The organism is Trinickia violacea (assembly GCF_005280735.1).
GTDB classification, from domain to species: Bacteria; Pseudomonadota; Gammaproteobacteria; order Burkholderiales; family Burkholderiaceae; genus Trinickia_A; species Trinickia_A violacea.
On the sequence record NZ_CP040078.1, the window covers coordinates 2,018,139 to 2,039,389 of the forward strand.

Genomic DNA, 21,251 nt, shown 5'->3' on the forward strand with positions numbered 1-21,251 from the left:
GTGGCGTGCAATGCGCCGCTAGATACCGATGGCGTTGTGCTTGACCGCCGAAGGTTGCCCGGCGCCCTTGACCAGGCTCTGCCAGGCCGGACCCTGTTCGGGGTTTGGGCCCTGCGCATCGTAGAGACAATCGTCGAGCTGACCCGCCACGCTGTCGATCGCGTGCACGAAGCTCACCGACGACTTCCCATATTCTCGAGCGAGTTCGGCGAGATCGAGCAACGCCGCGTAGTTCGCCGCGCAGCGCGGCGGCAATTCCGACTCGGCGGACGGCGCGGGTGGTTCGGCGTTCGCCGGAGGAGCCGCATTCGCCACGCTGATCGTTGCCGCCGCAAGCGCGGCGAACGCGACGATCAGCGGCACGAGAAAGGCGAACTTCCGCAATAAGAAGACCCAGAGCGCGGTGCCGCCCGGCCGGGGAGATGTCGTTTGGCCCTGTTCCCGAATCGAGGGCTCGATCGCGCGTTTCATCGGTTCGCGCTCCGTTTGATCGATTTCGCTCATGGTCGTATGGGGTTGCTCGTCGTCGCTCAGGCCCAGTGAGCCGGTACCCAGACTGCGCCGACCCAGTGGCCCGGCACCCAGACCGCGGGCCGCGGCGCGACGTAGACAGGGGCCGGCGCGACATAGACGGTCTTAGGCGGCGGCGGGGGCGGCACGACGACGACTGCGGGCGGCACGTAGACAACCGGCGGCGGCGGAGGCGGCGGCACATAGACGGGCACCGGCGCGATGACCACCGGCGGCTTGGCGACGACGACCGTGGTGCCAGTCGTGACGGTGCCGCCGGTTACGACCGTGGTGCCGGTCGTGACGGTTCCGCCTCGGACCACGGTTCCACCCGTCGTCACGGTGTTGCCGTTCACGCCGGTCACGGTGCCGCTCGTCGTCACGTAGCCGGTGCCGACGCCGTTGGCGGTGCCCGAGTGGGTGACCGTGCCGCCGTTCGAACCGGTTGCGGTGCCGGAACGGGAGCAGGTCGAGCCCGAGCAGTTCGTCGACGCGTTGTGGTTGACCGTGTTGCCGTTCGAGCCGGTGACCGTACCCGACGACGAGTATTGCCCGGGCGCGGTGCGCGTCACGCTGCCGTCGCTCGTGGCGGTCTTGCCGTCGGGGCCGGTGGCCGTGCCGGTGTGCGAGCAGGTGCCGCCCGAGCAGTTCGTGTTGCCCGAGTGCTGGACGGTGTTGCCGTAGCGTCCGGTCGCGGTTCCGGAGTTCGAGAACTGGCCCGGCGCGGTGCGGGTGACGTTGCCGGTGTTGGAGGCCCAGCCGCCGTTCGGGCCGGCGATGCTGCCCGCGTGCGAGCAGCTCCCGCCGCCGCAGGAGCCCCAGTGGGCGCCGTTATAGGTGCCCCGCGGCGTGTAGGCGGTGCCGTGCCCCGAAAAGCCCCACGCAAACGCCGATGCGCTGCCCAGCGTGAGCATGGTGGCCGTGGCCGCGAGCACGAGGTTTCGCAGGATGCCGCGCGCGGGTGCGGCGATCGCGGCGGGAGCCGGCTTGGCGTCGGCGGTCTGGATGGCAAATGGGCGGATTTTCACGGGGCGTCCTTCACGGTTCGGGCCACTTCGCGCGCTGCGGCGTGGCGACGGATGGACTATAGAAGGACGCGCCGATTCAAGCTGTTGCAAAACTATGTCGCGGGGTTTCACTGCAGGGGCTTAAAAACCCGTGCTCGGCCATGAAATTACAAAATGAAAGCCATGGCGCTTGCTCGCCTCGATATTGTTGATAAAGGACAAAGGCAGCCCGGCGGCAATTTTCTACCATGGTATTCAGCGTTGTCGTTCGGGATTGGCTGGTCGCAGAACTGCGCGACAGTACCGCACGATCGATGTGGAGATCGTCAAGCAGCATGACTACGGAACCGTTGAACGCGGAGGTCGACCATGGGCATCTTCAACTGGCTTTTGCACCGCGATCGCGCCGTTTCGGAGCCCGCTGGATTCGATAATCAGCAGACGCGCGAAGCCGTCGAGCGCATCGCTGCGATGAGTCCGCGACTGCGTTTCGCGAACCGGTATCAAGAGCATCTCGGGGCCGCCGTGCGGCTCTCGCTCGAATACGTCGGCAAGCTCGCCGAAACCTTGCCGGCGCCGCTTGAAGCGAGCGCGTCAGCCTGGTCCTCCGATCCGCACGTTCACGCCTTCTTTGCCACCGCGGCCGACGTCACGGAAGCGATCAGCCGTTCTGCCGACGTGCAAGCGTATTTCGACCAACATCCCAGTGCCGATGAAGTCATCGGTGTACTCAGCATGGCGATGACCGAGCGCAACGGGATGGGCGTGAAGCAAGAAGGCGGTATTACGCGCACGGACGTCGCGTGGACCACCGTCAGCTTCGGCGACCATGTCGTGCGCCTGTGCGGCGGGACCGTCGAAGCGGTGCGCCAGGAAGTGATCCGGCTTGCCATCGATCAGCTTGCCGTAGAGGGTCTCGCGCGCATCGAGGCCGACGCGTCCCGGCGCGCCGAACTCGAAGAGGAGCACGCGCTGCTCAAGGCGCGCTTGCAGTTGCTCGAGCGCCGCAGCGTCGGGATGAGTTCACTGGCGAACGGCGGGGCGCTTGCCAAGCTCACCGAAGCGAAGCAGGTGCAGGAGAAAATCGATGAAAACGAGGAGAACCTCGCGAATCTCGGCCAGAGGACTGATGCACTCGAAAGACAATTGGCGCTCGTTTGCGAGGTGCTCTCTGATCCGGCGGCGCACGTCGACGTCTCGAAGAAGCTCGTCAGGCTCAACCGGATGAATGTGATCGTCGAGAGCGGTGGTTCGGAGGCGGGCACCGAGATCGAATTCCGGGTCGCGCACATCCCGGGGAATCCGCCTCGCACGCGTGCGTTGGCGCTGGTGCGCATTGCGCGCGCCGATCTGATGCCGGCTACGAGTCTCACGCGTGAAGGGAAGCATTTCGTTATCTGACGCTTAACGCACCGGCGCGGACGTCCTTGCATTTCCCGCTTGGCTTCACCCCAGCCGTTGCCCGCTCCCCGTATCGAACAGATGCACGTGCTCGCCGGGCAGATGCAGCGTCACACGCTGCCCGGGCTCGATCGTCGCGCGCTGGCGCGTCGTGGCGCACCACGTGCTGCCGCCGATCTTGCCGTACAAGTGGGTTTCCGCGCCGGTCGGCTCGATCACCTCGACTTCCATCACCACGCCCTCCGGCGCCCGCGTTTCGATGTGCTCGGGCCGGATGCCGAGCGTGATCTTCGCGCCGGGAGCCGCGGACAGGTTCGTCTGCGGCAACGCAATCGAACCGCCGTCGGCGAGCACCAGCCGCGCTCCCTGAGCGTCGTGCTGCCATTCGCCTTCCACGAAATTCATCGACGGCGAGCCGAGAAAGCTCGCGACAAACAGGTTCTCAGGCCGGTCGTACAGTTCGAGCGGCCGGCCGATCTGTTCGATACGCCCCGCGTTCATCACGACGATGCGGTCGGCCATCGTCATCGCCTCGATCTGATCGTGGGTCACGTAGATCACCGTGTTCTTCAAGCGCTGATGCAGCGCCTTGATTTCGGTGCGCATCTGCACGCGCAGTTTCGCGTCGAGGTTCGACAGCGGTTCGTCGAACAGGAACAGCTCCGGCTCGCGCACCACCGCGCGTCCCATCGCGACGCGCTGCCGCTGGCCGCCCGACAGCGCGCGGGGCAAGCGGTCCAGATAGCCGCTCAAGTTCAGCATCTTCGCGGCGGCCTCGATGCGCGGCTTGAAGCTCGTCGGCGGCTCTTTGCGGATGCGCGGTCCGAAGGCGATGTTGTCGAAGACGGACAGATGCGGGTAGAGCGCATAGCTCTGGAACACCATCGATACATTGCGCTGCTGCGGCGAAAGCCCGTTCGCGCGCTTGCCGCCGATGGTCAGCTCGCCGCCGGTGATCTCTTCGAGACCGGCGACCATTCGCATCAGCGTGCTCTTGCCGCAACCCGATGGGCCGACCAGCACCACGAATTCGCCGTCGTCGATCGAAAGATCGATGCCGTGCACGACCTGGGTGTCGCCATAGCGTTTGAAAATGCCGCTCATCTGCACTGCTGCCATGCTGTCCTCGTTGCGGTCGGATGCGTTGTTTTAGCGAAATGCGCCTTGTTTAGCGATTCAAAACGATTCGAGTGTCAGCTCCTCGGCCATCAGCCGGTTGCCCGCCATGAGCCCGCCGTCGACCGGCAGCGCGACTCCCGTGATCACGCGCGCCATCGGCGAGGCGAGGAACATCACGGCGTCGGCGATATCGTCGGGCGTCGCGAAGTCGCCGAGCGGGTACCACTTCTTCAATGCTTCGAACACCTGCGGATTCTTGTCGACGCGCGCCTGCCAGGCCGGCGTCTTCACGGTGCCGGGGCAGACGATGTTCGCGCGGATGCCGTGGCGGCCCAGTTCGATCGCCAGCGCCTTCGTATAGCTGATCAAGCCCGCTTTCGCGGCGCTATATGCCGGGTGACCTAACGCGGTCATGCCGTTCACGGAGCCGATCAGCACGATCGCGCCGCGCTTGCGCTCGATCATCGAGGCGCGCACGGCTTCGACCGTGTGATAGGTGCCGTTCAGGTTGAGATGCACGTCGCGCTGCCAGCTTGCGGGGTCGGTGGAGGCGAGCGTGCCGCTGTGCGCGCCGCCCGCGTTGGCGACGAGCACGTCGACAGGGCCTTTGGCGGCCACGGCCTGCGCGACGGCTGCTTTAACGGCTGCCGCATCGCCCAAGTCCACGGTGACCGGCGTCACGCGATCCGCGCCGAGTTCGGCGGCCAATGCGCTTAGCGCCCCCGCTTCGATATCGAGCGCGAGCACGTTATCGCCCGCCGCTACGAAACGCCTGCACAGCGCGCTGCCGATTCCGCCGCTTGCGCCAGTCACCAGCACGACACGATTCATCGCTGTCCTCGTCTGTTGGGTCGCTTTCAAATAGATCGCATGGAAGTGCGGTTCCGGCGTGTTCTTTGCGTTCAGGCAACCGAGCCCGCACTGCACCAAATCGGCTTTCCTAACAACATATTAGGCAAACGATAGGCGCGCCAAAAATGTCGCAGATCCTACGTGACAAGTCCATTTTCGTAACGTAGGATTTTTCGCAATTCAAATAATCAACAACCCGGCGGCCTGTCAGGCGGCGGATTCATTCAGGAGAGTCAACATGTCGTTGCAATCCCGTGCTTCCCTCGCGCTTGGCAAACTTGCCGTCGCGCTGGCGTTTGCTGGAATCGCCGTGGCGGCCCAGGCCGACACGGTCCGCGTCACCGTCGCTCACTACAGCGATGCGACCGCGCCGTACTTCGAGAAGATGGCCCGCAGCTTCGAGAAGGCCAACCCCGGCACGACGATCAAGATCGAGGACGTGAACTGGGACACGCTGCAACAGAAGCTGCAGACGGACATTTCCGGCGGCGCCAACGCCGACCTGGCAATCATCGGCACGCGCTGGCTGCTCGACTTCGTGAAGGACGACGTGGCCGAGCCGCTCGACAGCTACATGGACCCGAACTTCAAGAACCGCTTCATCGGCCCGTTCCTGGCCCCGGGCCAGATCGACGGCAAGACCTACGGCCTGCCGATCGCGGCTTCGGCACGCGCGCTCTACTACAACAAGGACATGCTCGCATCGGTTGGTTATCCCGATGGTCCCAAAACCTGGAACGACGTGATCGAGGCGTCGAAGAAGCTCAAGGCCAAGGGCATCGCGGGCTTCGGGCTGCAAGGCAAGGAGATCGAAACGGATGTCTACTTCTACTACGCGTTGTGGACCGACGGCGGCGAGGTCGTCAACAAGGCGGACAAGGCGGTGTTCAACGCGCCGGCCGGCGTCAAGGCCGCGACGATGTACAAGATGATGATCGATGAAGGGCTCACGCAGCCGGGCGTCACGGGCTACAGCCGCGAGGACGTGCAGAACCTCTTCAAGCAGGGCCGAGTGGCGATGATGATCTCGGCGCCGTTCCTCGCCAAGCAGATCAAAAAGGAAGCGCCGAACCTGAAATATGGGATCGATCCGATTCCGATGGGCACCACGCACGCGACTTACGCCGTCACCGATTCGATCATGATGTTCAAGAACTCGAAGGTGAAAAAGACCGCGTGGAAGTTCCTCGACTATCTGTTCACGAAGGACCCGCGCGTCGAGTTCACGAGCACCGAGGGTTTCCTGCCGACCACGAAGGCTGAGGCGGCCGATCCGGCGTTCAACGATCCAGACACCAAGGCGTTTGTCGCGCTCCTGCCGACGGCCCGCTTCGCGCCCACCGTCACCGGCTGGGAAGACACGGCGAAGGCCGTGACGGACGCGATGCAGTCGATCTATCTCGGCAAGGCGAAGCCCGCCGATGCGCTGAACGCGGCGGCCGACCAGGCCGACAAGTCGCTCGGTCATTGATGTAACGATGTCACGGCGGGCGGCCTGGCGCGAGCCTGTGCCGCCTGTCCACGCGCGCAACTTATGGCCCACGTCCCCTACGATCAAACCGGTCTTGGCCGCTCGGCGGCGCCGCGCTTCAATCAGCCATGGCTGCTGATCGTGCCGAGCCTGATCCTCGCGCTGTTCATCATCAGCTACCCGATTTTCAACATCGTGTACCAGTCGGTGCACGATGTGTCGCGCTTCGGGGCGATCCGCGGCTTCAACGGCCTGCAGAACTTCTACGGCGTATTCAGCGATCCCGTGTTCATCGACTCGGTCAGGCGCACGATCGTGTGGACCGCGTGCGTGGTCGGCGGCACGGTGCTGCTTTCCGTGCCGGTCGCGCTCGTGCTCAACCAGGACTTTTACGGGCGCGGCATGGCGCGCACGATCGTGATGCTGCCGTGGTCGGTCTCGCTGACGATGACGGCCGTCGTCTGGCGCTGGGCGTTCAACGACGACTATGGGATGGTCAACGTCACGCTGCAGCGGCTCGGGTTGATCGGCGGACCGATCCACTGGCTGGCGACGCCCGAATTTGCGTTTCCGGTGGAGATCGGCATCGGCATTCTCGTGTCGATTCCGTTCACGGTGACGATCCTCCTGGGCGGTCTCTCTTCGGTGCCGGCCGATATCTACGAAGCCGCGCGCATCGACGGCGCGAGCGCCTGGCAGCAGTTCCGCAAGCTGACGCTGCCGTTGCTGCGGCCTTTCGTGAACATGGCGATCCTGCTGAACGTGATCTACGTGTTCAATTCGTTTCCCATCATTTGGGTCATGACGCAGGGCGGGCCGGACGAAAGCACCCACATCCTCGTCACGTACCTCTACGAGCTCGGCTTCAGGCTCGGGCGTCCCGGTCAGGCGGCGGCGGTGTCGCTGATCATGCTCGTGATGCTCTTCGTGTTCACGGTGATCTACTTGCGGCTGCAGCCCAAGCAGGAAGGGGAAAGCACGTGAACGCGAAAATGAAACGCACCCTATGGTGCTGGCTCGCGTTATCGCCGCTGATCGTGATCGTGCTGTTCCCGTTCGCGGTCATGCTGTGCACCGCGTTCAAGCCGGCCAACGAGATCTTCGTCTACCCGGCCCGCTGGCTGCCCGTGCAATGGCGGTGGGAGAACTTCGTCGAGATGTGGGACGCGGCCAACTTCGGCGTCGCGTTGAGGAACAGTTGCGTGATCAGTTTTCTGTCGACGTCGCTCGCGCTCGCCGTCAGCGTGCCCGCCGCCTACGCGCTCGCGCGCTTTCCGTTCAGAGGGCGCGGCGTGTATCGGCAGTTCCTGCTCGTCACGCAGATGCTTTCGCCGATTCTGCTCGTGGTCGGCCTTTTCAGGCTCGCCGCGATGATCCCATATGGCGACGGCAACCTCGTCGATTCGAAGCTCGGCGTGATCGTCTCGTACGCCGCGTTCAATATCGCGTTCGCGGTGTGGATGCTGTCGTCGTACTTTCAGACCGTGCCGCGCGATCTCGAAGAGTCGGCGTGGCTCGAAGGGTGCGGACGCACGAAGGCGGTCTTCAAGGTGTTCTTGCCGCTTGCCGTGCCTGCGATCGTCGTGACTGCGATCTTCACGTTCATCAGCGCTTGGAATGAGTTCGCGGTGGTCTATACGCTGATCCGCTCGCCCGAGAACAAGACGCTGACCGTGCAGGTGACCGACATGGTCGCCGGCAAGTACACGGTCGAATGGCATCTAGTGATGGCAGCGACGCTGTGTGCGACGCTGCCCGTTTCAGTCGTGTTCGCGTGGCTTCAGCAGTATCTCGTGAAGGGGCTGGCGCTGGGGGCGGTGAAGTAGGGCGACTCGCTCACGGCTCGACGAGCACCCCAGTCGACGACTGCGCGACGCCCGCCCGCTTGCGCGCAAGCCAAGCGATGCAAACGAGCGTGATCAGCGCCAGCACGCTGTAAAACGCCGCGAGCGGCCACCATTGCCCGGGATAGCGATGGGCGAGGACCGTGCCGACGAGCGGCGTCAGCCCGCCTGCCAGCGCGGCGCACAGCTGGTATGAGAGCGAGATCGCCGAATAGCGCACCCGCACCGGGAACGCATTCGCCATGAAACCGGCCATCACGGCGTACGAGCTCGACATGCACATCACGGCGAAGCCGATGCCCGCGACGATCGCAATCGGCCGCCCGCTCGATACCAGAACGAACATCGGATACGGCGACAGCATCGCCAGCGCGGCGGCCGCTTTCAGAAAGCGTTCGACACCGAGCCGCTGCGCAAACCAGCCGGACGCGAACTGCGTGGCGAGCTGCAGGAACGCGACGGCGAACAGACAGTCGAGCATCAGGGCGCGGTCGATGCCCAGTGTCTGCGTCGTGTAGTTCAGCATGAACGCGTTGACGAACCACGCGCCCGCCACGCCGATCACGTTCGCGCCGAGGCACAGCAACACCGTGCGCCACGCGTCGCGCACCACCTCCGCGACCGGCAGCGCCGCGGTGCGGCGTTCCGCTCGCACCTGTTCGAACTCGGGGGATTCGCGCACGCCCATCCGGATCAGCACGCCGACGATGAGCAGCACCGCGCTCGCGAGAAACGGCAGGCGCCAGCCCCAGTCGAACAGCGCGTCCTTGTCCATGCCGGCGACCGCGCGGAATGCAACGAGCGACAGGATCAGCCCGGCGGGGCTGCCCAACTGGGCAAACGACGCGAGAAACGTCCGGCGCTCGCGCGGCGCGTGCTCGCTGGCCATCAGCACGGCGCCGCCCCATTCGCCGCCGATGGCGATGCCCTGGGCGATCCGAAGCAGCACGAGCATCACCGGGGCGAGCGCGCCGGCGCTCGCATAGGTGGGCAGGAAGCCGATGCAGACGGTGCTCACGCCCATGATCGCGAGCGTCGCGACCAGCGCCTTCTTGCGGCCGAAGCGGTCCCCCAAGTGACCGAACACGAGGCCGCCGAAGGGGCGCGCGAAGAAGCCGACCGCGAACGTCCCGAACGACGCGAGGGTGCTGATGAACGGTTCGTTCGACGGGAAGAACAGCTTGCCGAAAATCAGCGCGGATGCCGTCGCGTAGATATAGAAGTCGTACCACTCGATCGTCGTGCCGACGAAGGCTGCGGCTGCCGCGCGTGCGGGCTGGCGGCCGGCTGGCCGCTCAGGCTGAGTCGGGTTCATCGTTTGTCTCCGAATGTTTTTTGGTGATTCAGCGACGGGTCTTGCGCCGTCGTTGTCGTTGAGTCGAAGCCGCGTGCGGCGGGGCGTTCAGCCCTTCAGCACGCCGGCTTCAAACAATTGCCGCTGGGTCTGCGCATCGATACCGAGCGCGTCGAGCACGGCGCGCGTGTCGGCGCCGAGCGCCGGCGGCGCCGTTCGATAGCTCGCGGGCGTGCGCGAAAGCTTGATCGGCGTTCCGGTGCCGCGGTAGTCGCCGAGCTCCACCAGCAGCCCGCGATGCCGCGTATGCGGGTGGTCCACGACGCGATCGACCGTCTGGACCGGCCCGCACGGCACGCCCGCTCGAATCAGCTCGGCAGCCAGGGGCTCGCACGCGTGCCGCGCGAGCAGGGTCTCCAACGCCGACTTCAGCTCGGGCCGGTGTGCGCAGCGGCGGCGGTTGTCGGCGAAGCGCGGATCGCCGGCGAGCTCCGGGGCACCGAGATGCGCGCACAACCGCGCGAACTGCCGGTCGTTGCCGACTGCGAGGAAGATCGGCTCGGTTCGCGTGCGATAGCTGTCGTAAGGGGCGATGTTCGGGTGGGCGTTCCCGCTGCGCTGCGGCGTCTGGCCCGAACCGAAGTAATTCGGCAGATGCGGATGGAGCAGCGACACGCCGCAGTCGTAGAGCGCGATATCGATGGATTGACCGAGTCCGCTCCGCTCGCGCTCCGCGAGCGCGAGCAGGATACCGGCCAGCGCGTTCAGGCCGGTCACCATGTCGACGATCGGCAGGCCGATGCGCAGCGCGTCGCCATCGCGCTCGCCGTTCACGCTCATCAGGCCGGTCATGGCCTGGATCGCCGCGTCATAGCCGGGCAGGCCCCCGAGCGGACCGTCCGGACCGAATCCGGTGACCGCGCAATGGATCAGCCGGGGCAAGCGCGGCCTCAGATCGCGTTCGTAATCCATGCCCCAGCGCGCGAGCGTGCCGGGCTTGAAGTTTTCGACGAGCACGTCGGCGTCTTCGAGCAGCTTCCAGAGCAGCTCGCGGCCGGCCTCGCAGGTCAAGTCGACGGCGATGCCCTGCTTGTTGCGATTGACGCCTGTGAAATACCAGGCGGTATCCCCGAAGAACGGCGGGCCCCAGCCGCGTGTTTCGTCGCCTGATGGCGGTTCGAGCTTGATCACCGTCGCGCCGTGATCGGCCAGCGCCTGGGTGCAGTACGGGCCGCCGAGGACGCGGCTCAGGTCGATCACGCGCAGGCCCTGCAGGGCGCCGGCCGTTGGGGTCGTCGCGGTGGCGCGAAGCGTTGCCGTCATTGCGCGCCTCCTTGGGGGAGAATCTGCAGCGCCTCGTCGAGCGTGACCGGGCGCGCGGCCAGCAGCGCGCCATAGAGCGCTGCGTCGCGCGCTTCGCTATTCGTCTGCAGATCGAGCGGATCGGCGGGCAGCAGCTTGTGGCGGACGACGAGATGCGCGAGCGCGAGACGCCGGTAATCCGGCGCGAGGCGCATGCCTTCGCAAGCCATCAGCACGGCCGTAGTTGCGTGATACAGCGCCGAGCCGGCTTGCCGGACCCGTTCGTCGCAGCCTGTGTCGGCGACATACGCCAACCCGTCGCAGGCGCGCGCCAGCACGTGCCGGAAGACGGCGAGACTGGCCGCCGGCAAACCGGCGGCGCCGAGACGATCGAGCAGGAACGTGCGCAGCGGCTGCAGCGCGCCATCGCGCTTCGCCGCGCGCGCGATATCGAGCGCGACGATATTGCTCGTGCCTTCCCAGATCGACCCGAGATGCGCATCGCGCACAATCCGCGCATCGCTCCACTCCTCGATATAGCCGGTGCCGCCGCGCACTTCCATCGCGTCGCCGGTGACGCGCCGCGCGTCGCGGCACGCGCGAAACTTGATCAGCGGCGTCAGGATGCGCACACAGCGGGCCGCCGCTTCGTCGCCGGTGTCGGCCGCGGGCAGCAGCAGCGCGATTTGCATGAACATCGAGCGGGCCTGCTCGGCGGGCAGCATCATCTTGAGCAACTGGCGCTGCATCAAGGGCATGTCGATCAGCTTGCGTCCGAAGGCTTCGCGATGCCGCGCCACGTGGAGCGCTTCGGTCAGGGCGCGGCGCATCAGTCCCGCGGCGCGCACGCCGTTCGACAGCCGCGACATGTTGATCATGTCGGCCATCTGATGAAAGCCGCGCCCGACCTCGCCGATCAGACGCGCGTGCGCGCCCTCGAGCACGATCTCGCCGCTCGCCATCGAGCGGCTGCCGAGCTTGTCCTTCAAGCGCACGATCCGGTAGTGGTTGCGAGAGCCGTCGGCCAGCGTCTTCGGCAGCAGAAACAGGGCGAGACCGCCGATGCCGTCCGGCGCACCGTCGGGGCGCGCGAGCACCATCGCGAGATCGGCGTCGGCGTTCGAGCAGAACCATTTGTCGCCGTAGAGGCGCCACACGGTGTCGCCGTTTGCGCCGGTTTCGCGCGAGGCACGGGTTGCGATGCGCGCGACGTCGGAGCCCGCAGCCTGCTCGGTCATGAACATGGCGCCCTGATACAACGTGTCGAAATCACGCGAGGCGAGCAACGGCAGGAAGCGCGCCACCAATTCCGGCGAGCCGAACTTGCGCAGCGTGCGCGTCAGCGAATCGGTCATGCTCACCGGACAGCACAGCCCGAACTCCGCCTGCACGAACAGGAAAGTCAGCGCGTATTTGACGAGCGGCGGCGGGGCGTCGCCGCTGTGGCTCATGGCCGCCAGACCGAGCTCCGAGTAGGCGACGCGTTCGAGCGCGACGTAGTCCGGATGCTTGTCGATGCGCTGCAGCGCTTCGCCTCGGCGTGTGCGGTGCTGCAGCTGCGGGGGATGTTTGTCGGCGCTCGATGCCCATTCGTCCAGCTCGCCCGATGCGCGCCCGCCGAGCGCATCGAGCTGCGGTTCGAGCGCGCGGTAAGCCGTTTCGCCGAGATGAAGGCGCAGCAGGGACGCGAGATCGGGATCGGCGGCGAAGAAGTTGAGTCCCCGGCTGTCAGGGATGTTGTCGGCGCCCGTGCGGGGCGCGAGATTCGGATTCTGATGGTTCAGATCGTTCATGCGGGTGTCTCCTGCCTGATTGGTGTGATTCAGCATAAAAGCAGGATCGATAACGGTCTAATACAGAATTTGTCCTATACGATAGACAGCGCTTATTGATCACCCTTTTTCGGAGCTGCCGCATGGACCTCAAGCAACTGCGTTATTTCGTGGCCGTCGCCGAAGAACTGCATTTCGGCCGGGCGGCGAAGCGGCTTTTCATTTCGCAACCGGCTCTCAGCTTCGACATCCGCAAGTTCGAGGAGCAGCTCGGTGTGCAATTGCTCGCGCGCACCAGCAAAGCCGTCTCGCTGACGAACGCGGGGCAGGTGCTGCTCGTCGAGGCGCGCAGGCTGCTGCTGCAGGCGAGCGAAGCCGAGCGCCTCACGCAGCGCTCGGCGCACGGGCTCGCTGGCCGGCTGCGCATCGGGTTCGTCAACTCCATGCTGTATCGCGGGCTGCCGCGCGCGGTGGAGCGCTTCGAGGCCGATCATCCCGCCGTCGAGATCGTGCTGAAGGAAATGAACACGCAAGAACAGGTGCAGGCGATCCTGACGATGCAGATCGACATGGGCTGTGCGCACTGGGGGACGTTTCCGGCGGAGGTCGCTTCGGAGGCCATCGTCTCCGAGCCGTTCGTGTGTTGCGTGCCGGCGGCGCATCCGCTCGCGCGGCGCCGGCGCATCGACTTGCGCGCGCTCGCGAACGAGCCGTTTATCTTGTTTCCACGCACGGCCGCACCGCACTATCACGACTTGATCATCGCGCAATGCGTAAGCGCCGGGTTCAGCCCGCAGATCCGCCACGAAGCGCGGCTATGGCAGACCGTCGTGACGATGGTGGAGTTCGGCATGGGCGTCGCGCTCGTGCCGTCCGCGCTGCGAAAAATGAACAATGAGCGTGTCTCGTTTCGGCCGCTTGCCGCGGCGGCGCTCGAGTCGCAGGTGCTGTTGCTGCGGCGCGCGGACAATGCGGAGCCGGTCGTCGAACGCTTCGCCCGGCATTTGACCGCTGCCGCGCAGCGCGGCGGCGCCGATTAGCGCGGCAGGAAAGCGCGTTCGCGCATCACGGAGCCGGGTCTGCCTGCGATGGCGCGTCGAGGTTGCTCGCAAAGCCCGCCTTCTTATGCGTGCCGTCGCAGAACGGCTTGTTGCCCGACTGGCCGCATCGGCACAGCCAGACTTCGTCCTTCTCGACATCGATCGATTTGCCGCCCTGCGTGACGATCGTGAAGTTGCCCTTGATGTGGTACGGGCCGTCGTTGCGTGGCGTGATGATTGCCGTTGCCATGTGCGCCTCCAGGGAGGGTGAAATGCGCGATCCTGCATGGCGCGGCACGCGCTATGCGGCCGACTGCACGCAGGGCCACTTCCAGTCTATAGCCTATGAACTCGCCTATAACTACGATATCGGAACGTTAGGCTGAACGATAAGAACGTGAGGGCGGTCATGACCACGGCTGCTAGTTTTCATATCGGCTACACGCAGTATCTGGGCCCGGACGGCGAACCAGTCCAACCGTTGCCCCCGTTTGCACGCGATGCGGCCGCGCTGATCCCGCTCTATCGCGCGATGGTGCTCACCCGCGCGTTCGACACCAAGGCTGTTGCACTGCAGCGCACCGGCAAGCTCGGCACGTTTGCGTCGTCGGTGGGACAGGAGGCGATCGGGGTGGGCGTCGCGAGCGCGATGCAGCCCGGCGACGCGCTGTTTCCCTCCTATCGCGACCACGCCGCGCAATTGCTGCGCGGCGTCACGATGACCGAAAGCCTGCTGTATTGGGGCGGCGACGAGCGCGGCAGCAATTTTGCCGTGCCGCGCCAAGACTTTCCGAATAGCGTGCCGATCGGCACCCAGGTGTGCCATGCCGCAGGCGCGGCATACGCGTTCATGCTGCGGCGCGAAGCGCGCGTCGCGGTGACGATTTTCGGCGACGGCAGCACGTCCAAGGGCGATTTCTACGAGGCGATGAATCTGGCGGGCGTCTGGCGCGCGCCGCTCGTGCTCGTCGTCAACAACAACCAGTGGGCGATCTCGGTGCCGCGCAGCCGGCAGAGCGCGGCGCAAACGCTCGCGCAAAAGGCGATCGCGGCGGGCATCGACGGGCTGCAAGTCGACGGCAACGATGTGATCGCGGTTCATCAGGTGGTCCACGCGGCGCTCGCGAAGGCGCGCCGCGGCGATGGTCCGACGCTGATCGAGGCGCTCAGCTATCGCCTCGGCGATCACACGACCGCCGACGACGCGACGCGCTACCGCGACGCCGAGCTCATCAACAAGCAGTGGGAAAACGAACCGCTGCTGCGTCTGCGTACGTACCTGATGCGCGCGAACGTGTGGGACAAGGCGCAGGAAGAAGCGCTCGCGAAGACATGTCACGCTGAAGTCGAACAGGCTGTCGAGGCGTATTTGGCGGTCCCTCAGCCGGACGTTTCCGCGATGTTCGATCACTTGTATGAAACGTTGCCGTCCGCGATGCACGAGCAGCTGGAGATGGCCCGGTATTTCGCACCCGCGAACGGCGGCAATGGCAAGAATGGTGGGAACGGGGGCCGCCATGGCTGATCTCAACATGATCGAAGCGATCAATCAGGCGCTCGCCTACGAACTCGCGCACGATCCCGCCGTCGTGCTGCTCGGCGAGGACATCGGCGTGAACGGCGGCGTGTTTCGCGCAACGGCCGGCTTGCAGGCGCGCTTCGGCGCGGAGCGGGTGCTCGACACGCCGCTGGCCGAAACCGCGATCGCCGGCACGGCGGTCGGGATGGCGGCGATGGGCTTGAAGCCCGTTGCCGAAATCCAGTTCAGCGGCTTCATCTATCCGGCCATCGATCACATCCTCAATCACGCGTCGCGTCTGCGTCATCGGACGCGCGGGCGCCTCGCTTGCCCGCTCGTGCTGCGCTCGCCGTGCGGCGCGGGCATTCATGCGCCCGAGCATCATTCGGAAAACCCCGAGGCGCTGTTCACGCCTATCCCAGGATTGCGCGTGGTGACGCCTTCTTCGCCGGCGCGCGCCTACGGCTTGCTGCTCGCGGCGATTCGCGACCCCGACCCCGTCATCTTCTTCGAACCGACGCGCCTCTATCGCCTCTACCGGCAGGCGGTCGAGGACAATGGCGAGGCGCTGCCGCTCGATAGCTGCTTTACGCTGCGCGACGGTTCGGATATCACGCTCGTGAGCTGGGGCGGCGCGCTGCAGGACGTACAGGCCGCGGCGGACTTGCTTGCGCAGGAAGGCGTGATGGCCGAGGTGATCGATGTGGCCACGCTCAAGCCGCTCGACATGACGACGATCCTCGCGTCCGTCGCCAAGACGGGACGCTGCGTGATCGTGCACGAGGGCTCGCGCACCGGCGGCGTCGGCGCGGAAATCGCGGCCAACATCGCCGAGCGCGGGTTGTACACGCTGCTCGCGCCCGTGCAGCGCGTCACCGGCTACGACGTGGTGGTGCCGCTCTTCAGACTCGAAAGCCAATACATGCCGGGCGTGGAGCGTATCGTCGCCGCCGTTCGGCAAGCGCTGGAGGCCTAGACATCAAATGAAGATTTTCAAACTGCCCGACCTGGGCGAAGGACTGCAGGAAGCGGAGATCGTCGAGTGGCACGCCAAGCTCGGCGACGATGTGCGCGCGGACCAGCCGCTCTTGTCGGTCGAAACGGCGAAGGCGATCGTCGAGATTCCCTCGCCCCAATCGGGGCGCATCGCGAAGCTGTTCGGGCAGCCGGGCGATATCGTGCATCTGGGCGCGCCGCTCGTCGCGTTCGAAGGCGAGGCCGACGATGCCGATGCAGGCACCGTGGTCGGCCACATGGCGGTCGGGCAGCAGGTCGTGCAGGAAACGCCGGCGGCGATCGGCGGTACGGGCGGCATCGGTTCAGGCGGCGGCGCCGGCGTGGGCGCGATCAAGGCGATGCCTGCGGTGAGGGCGCTTGCGCGCAAGCTCGACGTCGATCTCGCGATGGTGACGCCGTCGGGCCCCGAAGGCGTGATCACGGCGGCGGACGTGCAGCGCGTCGCGAAGGTCCTCGCCGAGCTCGGGCCGCCCGAAGTGTTGCGCGGCGTGCGGCGCGCGATGGCGCAGAACATGGCGAGGGCGCAAAGCGAGGTCGCGGCGGCCACCGTCATCGACGACGCCGACATTCACGCATGGCCGCCGCATACCGACGTGACGATCCGTCTGATTCGCGCGCTCGTGGCCGGATGCAGCGCCGAGCCGGGGCTCAACGCCTGGTTCGACGGACACACGGGGCGGCGCCACGTGCTCGAGAAAATCGATCTCGGCATTGCGGTCGATCTGCCGGATGGACTGTTCGTGCCGGTGCTGCGCAACGTCGCGCATCGCGACGCCGCGGATCTGCGCGGCGGGCTCGACCGGATGCGCGCCGACATCCGCGCCCGCAAGATTCCGCCGGAAGAGATGCGCGGCAATACGATCACGCTGTCGAACTTCGGCATGATCGCCGGCAAATATGCGGCGCCGGTGGTGGTGCCGCCGACCGTTGCGATACTCGGGGCGGGACGGATTCATGAGCAGGTGGTCGCAGCGGATGGCGTGCCCGCTGTGCACCGGATCTTGCCGTTGAGCCTGACGTTCGATCACCGGGTCGTGACGGGCGGCGAGGCGGCGCGTTTTCTGGCGGCGACCATAGCGGACTTGCAGATGGCGCAGTAACGGCTGGCCTCACAACCGAGAAAAGGAAATATCACATGGGAAGTCCGCAGGTCTGTGCAGGGGCCACGCTGCAGTGCTCGTTCGGCGCCGCGCCGGGGACGTTGAACGTATTGCCGGCCAATCGCACGCTGGTGGGCGGCGTGCCGGCGGGCACGATCCTCGACTCCATTCCGATCGTCAACATCACCCCCTTCGCGATGTGTCAGAGTCCGTCGAATCCGACGGTCATCGCCGCAACCGCTGCCGCGCTCGGGGTGTTTACGCCGATGCCGTGCGTGCCTGTCACAGCGTCGCCTTGGATTCCGGGCGGGGCGTCGACGGCGATCATCGGGCCCGCACCAGCGCTCGATGCGCAGGCGACGCTGGTTTGCGCGTGGGGTGGGGTGATTAAGGTTGTCTATCCGGGGCAGGTGAGTACGCTGGTACCGTGAGGCTGAAATCGGCTATCGAGATGAGCTAACATTAAATCGCACTCATCTTTCGGGTTCCGGCGGAGAAAAAATGGCTATAAAAATATTGATGTGGAACACCCAGCACCTGAACAACCAGAATCGGGCTAGGCCGATGAGTTGGGCTTACGCGGAGAAAATAGAGCTACTGAAGAGACTGATTCTGGACGAAGCCCCGGATATCATTGCCCTTTTCGAAGTCGGAACCACAAGCTACCCTAATACCACTCTCGTAGCGAACCTTTCGGGTAAATATTCACTAATCGGCTTGCTTGGCCAGGAAGGCGGAGCCACCAAAAATACGACGCTTGGCTCGGTGGTTTTCGTAAAAGACGAGCGGAGTGCCGAATTCAGCGGAGTATCGTTCCAGACTGTGTTAGGAAGCGGGCATAAACGTGCAACGATTGTGGTTAAAGATAGCGAGAATAATCACTTTGCGTTCTATCACGCCAATGCGTCATCTAACGCATGGCGTAACATCAAAGACGAGATCGACTATCTTCAAGATCAAATTTGCCAAATTGAAGGTACTCTTGTTTTTTTTGGCGGTGACTTGAACACCGTTGCAAAAGAAGCTCCCGATAGCACAGAGGATCCGAAATATCACCGCGTCATGGAGAAATCGATTCCCGAAGGTCCGGGCTACACGCATGTGTCGATAAGGAATTCCCGAACGTCTGCCGACGAGAAACATAACTTTGAGGGGGTGGACTTGGGGGGCGAAAAGGAGCGCGGACTTGTGGTATCGCTGTCCATGCTTGATTTCGCCTACGTCGCTCGAGGCGTACGCCGGCGCGGCGCGTGTCCCGCGGCCGTCAAAGGGAAACGAGTTTGGAATCCAGTGTCAGAAGGCCGGGAAGAGTACTTGGACTCGGATGCGGAGCAGGAGCAGGTCTACAAGACGCTTGAGAAGATCTACCTCGGCAACGGGGTAAGTGTAAGGAGCGACCACTTCCCCGTGTTCTACGAGTTGGGCGGGTAACGCGGTCCGGGTGCCGACTCCGCTGCCGCCGGTTCGCCCCGCATCCCCCGCCACCATTGCTGCCAGCGCGAAACCGGCTTGCCTTCGGCATCGAGCGGCCGGCCATCGGCCGCATAGCGCTCCGCCGGGCCAGCCGGCTTGCCGGCGTTGAACATCTGCCGCTCCGCGAGCCGCCCGTTCGGATGGAAACGCTGTAAGAGGCCGTGCGGCTTGCCTTGCCGATAAACCGCATGCTCGAGCAAGGTGCCGTCCGGCAGCCACGTCTTGCTATCCCCGCTCAGCGCGCCGTGCGCGTACTGCGCCTCGCGCTGCACCGTGCCGTCGGCGAGGTAGTACACCGCCTTACCGTGCAGTTTCCCATCGGCGTAGTTGAGCTGCGCCGAGCGCGCACCGTCCGGATGAAACATCGTGGCAGGCCCATGCAGTTCGCCGTGCGCGTAGCTCAGCAGCGCCACCGGCACACCGCCGGTGAGCACGCGCGCGCTGCCGTGCAGCGCACCGTCGAGCGTCGTGCCCTCGATGCGCGAGTCGCCGCGTTGCAGGGTCACGTTTTGAAGCCGTTCCATCGAGGGCCCTCAATTGATCTTCACGATGCCGCCTTTGACGGTGAGCATGCCGCCGCCATCGACGGTCTGCTCGACCGCGCCCTTGTTCGACACGCTTTGCGCTTCGTTCGATAGCGTGCCGTCCGATTTGTTGGTCAACGACGAGCCCGCCTGATTCGTCAACGAGAGGGCGGCTTGATGCGTCATCGAGCCATCGGTTTTCGCGGAAAGGTCGCCGCTGCTTTGCAGCGTCAGCGTGCCGGTCACCTTGATGCTCAGATTGCCGTCGACGGTCAGCGTGTAATTGCCCGACACCGTCTGCTCCAGATTGCCGCCGACTTTGCGTGTTTCGTTACCGCCGGCCTTCACGGTGCGCGTGCCGGCGATGTCGACCGTCTCGTTGCCGGTCTTCACCGTCGCGCTGCGATTGCCTTGCTCGAGCACGAGCGTGTCGTCGCCGTTCTTCACGGTGTGTGTGCGGGCGTTCGTGATCGTGCTCGTCTCGTCGTGACCGATGGTCCAGGCGGCATCGTTCAGCACGTTCACGTTGAGATCCTTTTGCGCCTGCAGGAACACTTCCTCGCTGTCCTGCTTGTCTTCGAAGCGCAGTTCGTTGAAGCCCGCGCCGCCTTTCGACGTGCTCGTCTTGATGCCGGACTGCGTCTGATTGTCCGGCAGCGTGTAGGGCGGCTGATTCGCGCCGTTGTAGACGCTGCCCGTGATGAGCGGGCGGTCCGGGTCGCCGTCGATGAACGTCACGACGACTTCGTCGCCGATGCGCGGCATGAACTGCGTGCCGAAGCGCTTGCTCGCCCACGGCTGCGCGACGCGTATCCAGCACGAGCTCTGTTCGTCGTTCTTGCCGTCGCGGTCCCAATGGAACTGGACCTTGACGCGCCCGTATTGGTCGGTCCACAGCTCTTCGCCCGCTTTGCCGACGACGCTCGCGGTCTGCGTGGGCATCGTCGGGCGGCGCGTCGTGCATGCGGGCCGCCAGGCGGTGTCGGCCGGGAATGCCTCGAAACGGTTGCGGTACACGCTGTGGTTTGCATCGTGGACGACGCTCGACACCACCCACGCGATATTCGCGCTGTCCGATTCGTGTCCGGAGAGTGTGAACCGGTAGCCCGGCATCAGCGCGCGGCAATCGCTTTCGCCGATGAGACGGCGCGCACCTTTGCGCAACGCGTCGATGCGGCGCTTGGTCATCGCCGACGCCGCGGTGCTCGTTGCATAGCGGCCCGGATACTCATAGACGGTCAATGTGTTCGATTCGGCCTCGGCCTGCGAGTAGAGCTGCGAGGCCGGCGTGAGGTAGGCGTAGTCGGAATTGGCGAACGCGCCGCTCACGGTCTCTTCGACGATCTCGCAGTACAGCACCTGCGCCGTTTCGCGCTCGCCCGCGTGGCCGGGCACGCAAGACAGCGTGGCCGCGCCGGGCAGGCTTTCGAACGCATCGTTGCTGTCCGCGATGACGAGCGTGTGCTTGCCGCTCGCATGCTTGAAGAAATAGAACCAGCCTTCTTCTTCGCAAAGGCGATTCACGAACGCGAAATCGGATTCGGCATATTGCACACAATATTCCCGCGTCTCGTAGCTGCTGGTGAGCGAGAACGAAAAATCGCTGATGCTGTGGCCGTTGAACACAGCCTCGATGATCTGCTGCGTCGTCTTGCTCTGGAAGATGCGGTTGTTCGCCGAGAGCGTCAACAGCCAGAGCCACGAGCGCAATTCGAGCGCGTAGTGACTGCCGTCGAGGGTGGCGGGCAGTTGAGCGGCGCGCATGCAGACGGCGTCGATGAGACGCGGCGAGTCGCCCCAGACGAGCGAGAGCGATGCGTGCTGGCCCGTCATGCCCGATAGCGCGACGGCAGGCGAGGCGCCCGTCGCGCGCACGCTCAGCTCGGCGACGGCGCTGATCGCTTCGCGTCCGCTGAATGCGGACGGAAAGAGCGAATCGAACGGCGCGCCGGCGATCGTGATGCGTGTGGTGTCGTCGGTGGGTGTCGGACGGGACATGTCGGGCC

At 65.1% G+C, this 21,251-nt stretch carries 20 protein-coding genes; 10 read left to right on the plus strand and 10 right to left on the minus strand.

From position 1 onward, the window contains the following. Positions 1 to 18: 18 nt before the first annotated feature. A complete protein-coding gene (locus FAZ95_RS31210; RefSeq protein ID WP_137336282.1) occupies positions 19 to 504 on the minus strand; it encodes a hypothetical protein in 486 nt (161 codons plus the stop codon). A 26-nt stretch (positions 505 to 530) separates the two neighbouring features. Beyond that, entirely contained in the window at positions 531 to 1,538 is a 1,008-nt protein-coding gene (locus tag FAZ95_RS31215) for a hypothetical protein (RefSeq protein ID WP_437437752.1), read from the minus strand. 348 nt (positions 1,539 to 1,886) lie between these two features. Here FAZ95_RS31215 and FAZ95_RS31220 point away from each other — a divergent pair, with 348 nt between their 5' ends. Continuing rightward, on the plus strand, positions 1,887 to 2,918 hold the full coding sequence (locus FAZ95_RS31220; RefSeq protein ID WP_137336283.1) for a hypothetical protein: 1,032 nt from the start codon (positions 1,887 to 1,889) through the stop codon (positions 2,916 to 2,918). A gap of 45 nt (positions 2,919 to 2,963) precedes the next feature. On the opposite strand, the gene FAZ95_RS31225 is transcribed toward FAZ95_RS31220, so the two are convergent. After that, a complete protein-coding gene (locus FAZ95_RS31225; RefSeq protein WP_137336284.1) occupies positions 2,964 to 4,037 on the minus strand; it encodes an ABC transporter ATP-binding protein in 1,074 nt (357 codons plus the stop codon). 57 nt (positions 4,038 to 4,094) lie between these two features. Beyond that, a complete protein-coding gene (locus FAZ95_RS31230) occupies positions 4,095 to 4,868 on the minus strand; it encodes an SDR family oxidoreductase (RefSeq protein WP_137336285.1) in 774 nt (257 codons plus the stop codon). Between the two features lie 259 nt (positions 4,869 to 5,127). On the opposite strand from FAZ95_RS31230, the gene FAZ95_RS31235 reads away from it, so the two are divergent. From FAZ95_RS31235 to FAZ95_RS31245, 3 genes are all read left to right on the plus strand, one after another. Then, entirely contained in the window at positions 5,128 to 6,360 is a 1,233-nt protein-coding gene (locus FAZ95_RS31235) for an ABC transporter substrate-binding protein (protein ID WP_137336286.1), read from the plus strand. Positions 6,361 to 6,423: 63 nt separating this feature from the next. Further along, a complete protein-coding gene (locus FAZ95_RS31240; RefSeq protein WP_137336287.1) occupies positions 6,424 to 7,344 on the plus strand; it encodes a carbohydrate ABC transporter permease in 921 nt (306 codons plus the stop codon). Positions 7,345 to 7,352: 8 nt separating this feature from the next. Further along, positions 7,353 to 8,186, plus strand: coding sequence for a carbohydrate ABC transporter permease (locus tag FAZ95_RS31245; RefSeq protein WP_137336288.1), 834 nt, complete (start codon positions 7,353 to 7,355; stop codon positions 8,184 to 8,186). Positions 8,187 to 8,196: 10 nt separating this feature from the next. Here FAZ95_RS31245 and FAZ95_RS31250 read toward each other — a convergent pair whose 3' ends face one another. From FAZ95_RS31250 to FAZ95_RS31260, 3 genes are all read right to left on the minus strand, one after another. Next, positions 8,197 to 9,519, minus strand: a complete 1,323-nt coding sequence (locus tag FAZ95_RS31250) for an MFS transporter (protein WP_137336289.1) — start codon at positions 9,517 to 9,519, stop codon at positions 8,197 to 8,199. An 87-nt stretch (positions 9,520 to 9,606) separates the two neighbouring features. Beyond that, a complete protein-coding gene (locus tag FAZ95_RS31255) occupies positions 9,607 to 10,821 on the minus strand; it encodes a CaiB/BaiF CoA transferase family protein (RefSeq protein ID WP_137336290.1) in 1,215 nt (404 codons plus the stop codon). After that, entirely contained in the window at positions 10,818 to 12,593 is a 1,776-nt protein-coding gene (locus tag FAZ95_RS31260) for an acyl-CoA dehydrogenase family protein (protein ID WP_137336291.1), read from the minus strand. The genes FAZ95_RS31255 and FAZ95_RS31260 overlap by 4 nt, the downstream gene beginning before the upstream one ends. A 122-nt stretch (positions 12,594 to 12,715) precedes the next feature. Here FAZ95_RS31260 and FAZ95_RS31265 point away from each other — a divergent pair, with 122 nt between their 5' ends. Then, on the plus strand, positions 12,716 to 13,612 hold the full coding sequence (locus FAZ95_RS31265) for a LysR family transcriptional regulator (protein WP_137336292.1): 897 nt from the start codon (positions 12,716 to 12,718) through the stop codon (positions 13,610 to 13,612). Positions 13,613 to 13,637: 25 nt separating this feature from the next. Here FAZ95_RS31265 and FAZ95_RS31270 read toward each other — a convergent pair whose 3' ends face one another. Then, on the minus strand, positions 13,638 to 13,862 hold the full coding sequence (locus FAZ95_RS31270; protein ID WP_137336293.1) for a CDGSH iron-sulfur domain-containing protein: 225 nt from the start codon (positions 13,860 to 13,862) through the stop codon (positions 13,638 to 13,640). A 159-nt stretch (positions 13,863 to 14,021) separates the two neighbouring features. Here FAZ95_RS31270 and pdhA point away from each other — a divergent pair, with 159 nt between their 5' ends. The 5 genes from pdhA to FAZ95_RS31295 all read left to right on the plus strand — a co-directional run bounded on the left by pdhA (position 14,022) and on the right by FAZ95_RS31295 (position 18,679). Next, positions 14,022 to 15,137 (plus strand): pyruvate dehydrogenase (acetyl-transferring) E1 component subunit alpha, encoded by a 1,116-nt coding sequence (pdhA, locus tag FAZ95_RS31275; protein ID WP_137336294.1) that lies wholly within the window; start codon positions 14,022 to 14,024, stop codon positions 15,135 to 15,137. After that, entirely contained in the window at positions 15,130 to 16,107 is a 978-nt protein-coding gene (locus tag FAZ95_RS31280) for an alpha-ketoacid dehydrogenase subunit beta (protein WP_137336295.1), read from the plus strand. Before pdhA ends, FAZ95_RS31280 begins: the two co-directional genes overlap by 8 nt. Positions 16,108 to 16,114: 7 nt before the next feature. Next, positions 16,115 to 17,248, plus strand: coding sequence for a dihydrolipoamide acetyltransferase family protein (locus FAZ95_RS31285; RefSeq protein ID WP_137336296.1), 1,134 nt, complete (start codon positions 16,115 to 16,117; stop codon positions 17,246 to 17,248). Between the two features lie 35 nt (positions 17,249 to 17,283). Beyond that, positions 17,284 to 17,679, plus strand: coding sequence for a DUF4280 domain-containing protein (locus tag FAZ95_RS31290; RefSeq protein ID WP_137336297.1), 396 nt, complete (start codon positions 17,284 to 17,286; stop codon positions 17,677 to 17,679). 70 nt (positions 17,680 to 17,749) lie between these two features. After that, complete coding sequence (locus FAZ95_RS31295) at positions 17,750 to 18,679, plus strand: endonuclease/exonuclease/phosphatase family protein (protein ID WP_137336298.1); 930 nt, start codon at positions 17,750 to 17,752, stop codon at positions 18,677 to 18,679. Here FAZ95_RS31295 and FAZ95_RS31300 read toward each other — a convergent pair. Continuing rightward, complete coding sequence (locus FAZ95_RS31300) at positions 18,661 to 19,245, minus strand: toxin-antitoxin system YwqK family antitoxin (RefSeq protein WP_137336299.1); 585 nt, start codon at positions 19,243 to 19,245, stop codon at positions 18,661 to 18,663. The two genes, FAZ95_RS31295 and FAZ95_RS31300, sit on opposite strands and share 19 nt — an antisense overlap. A 9-nt stretch (positions 19,246 to 19,254) precedes the next feature. Beyond that, positions 19,255 to 21,243 carry a type VI secretion system Vgr family protein gene (locus FAZ95_RS31305; RefSeq protein WP_137336300.1) on the minus strand — a complete coding sequence of 663 codons (1,989 nt, stop codon included), beginning with the start codon at positions 21,241 to 21,243 and terminating at the stop codon, positions 19,255 to 19,257. Positions 21,244 to 21,251: the final 8 nt, after the last annotated feature.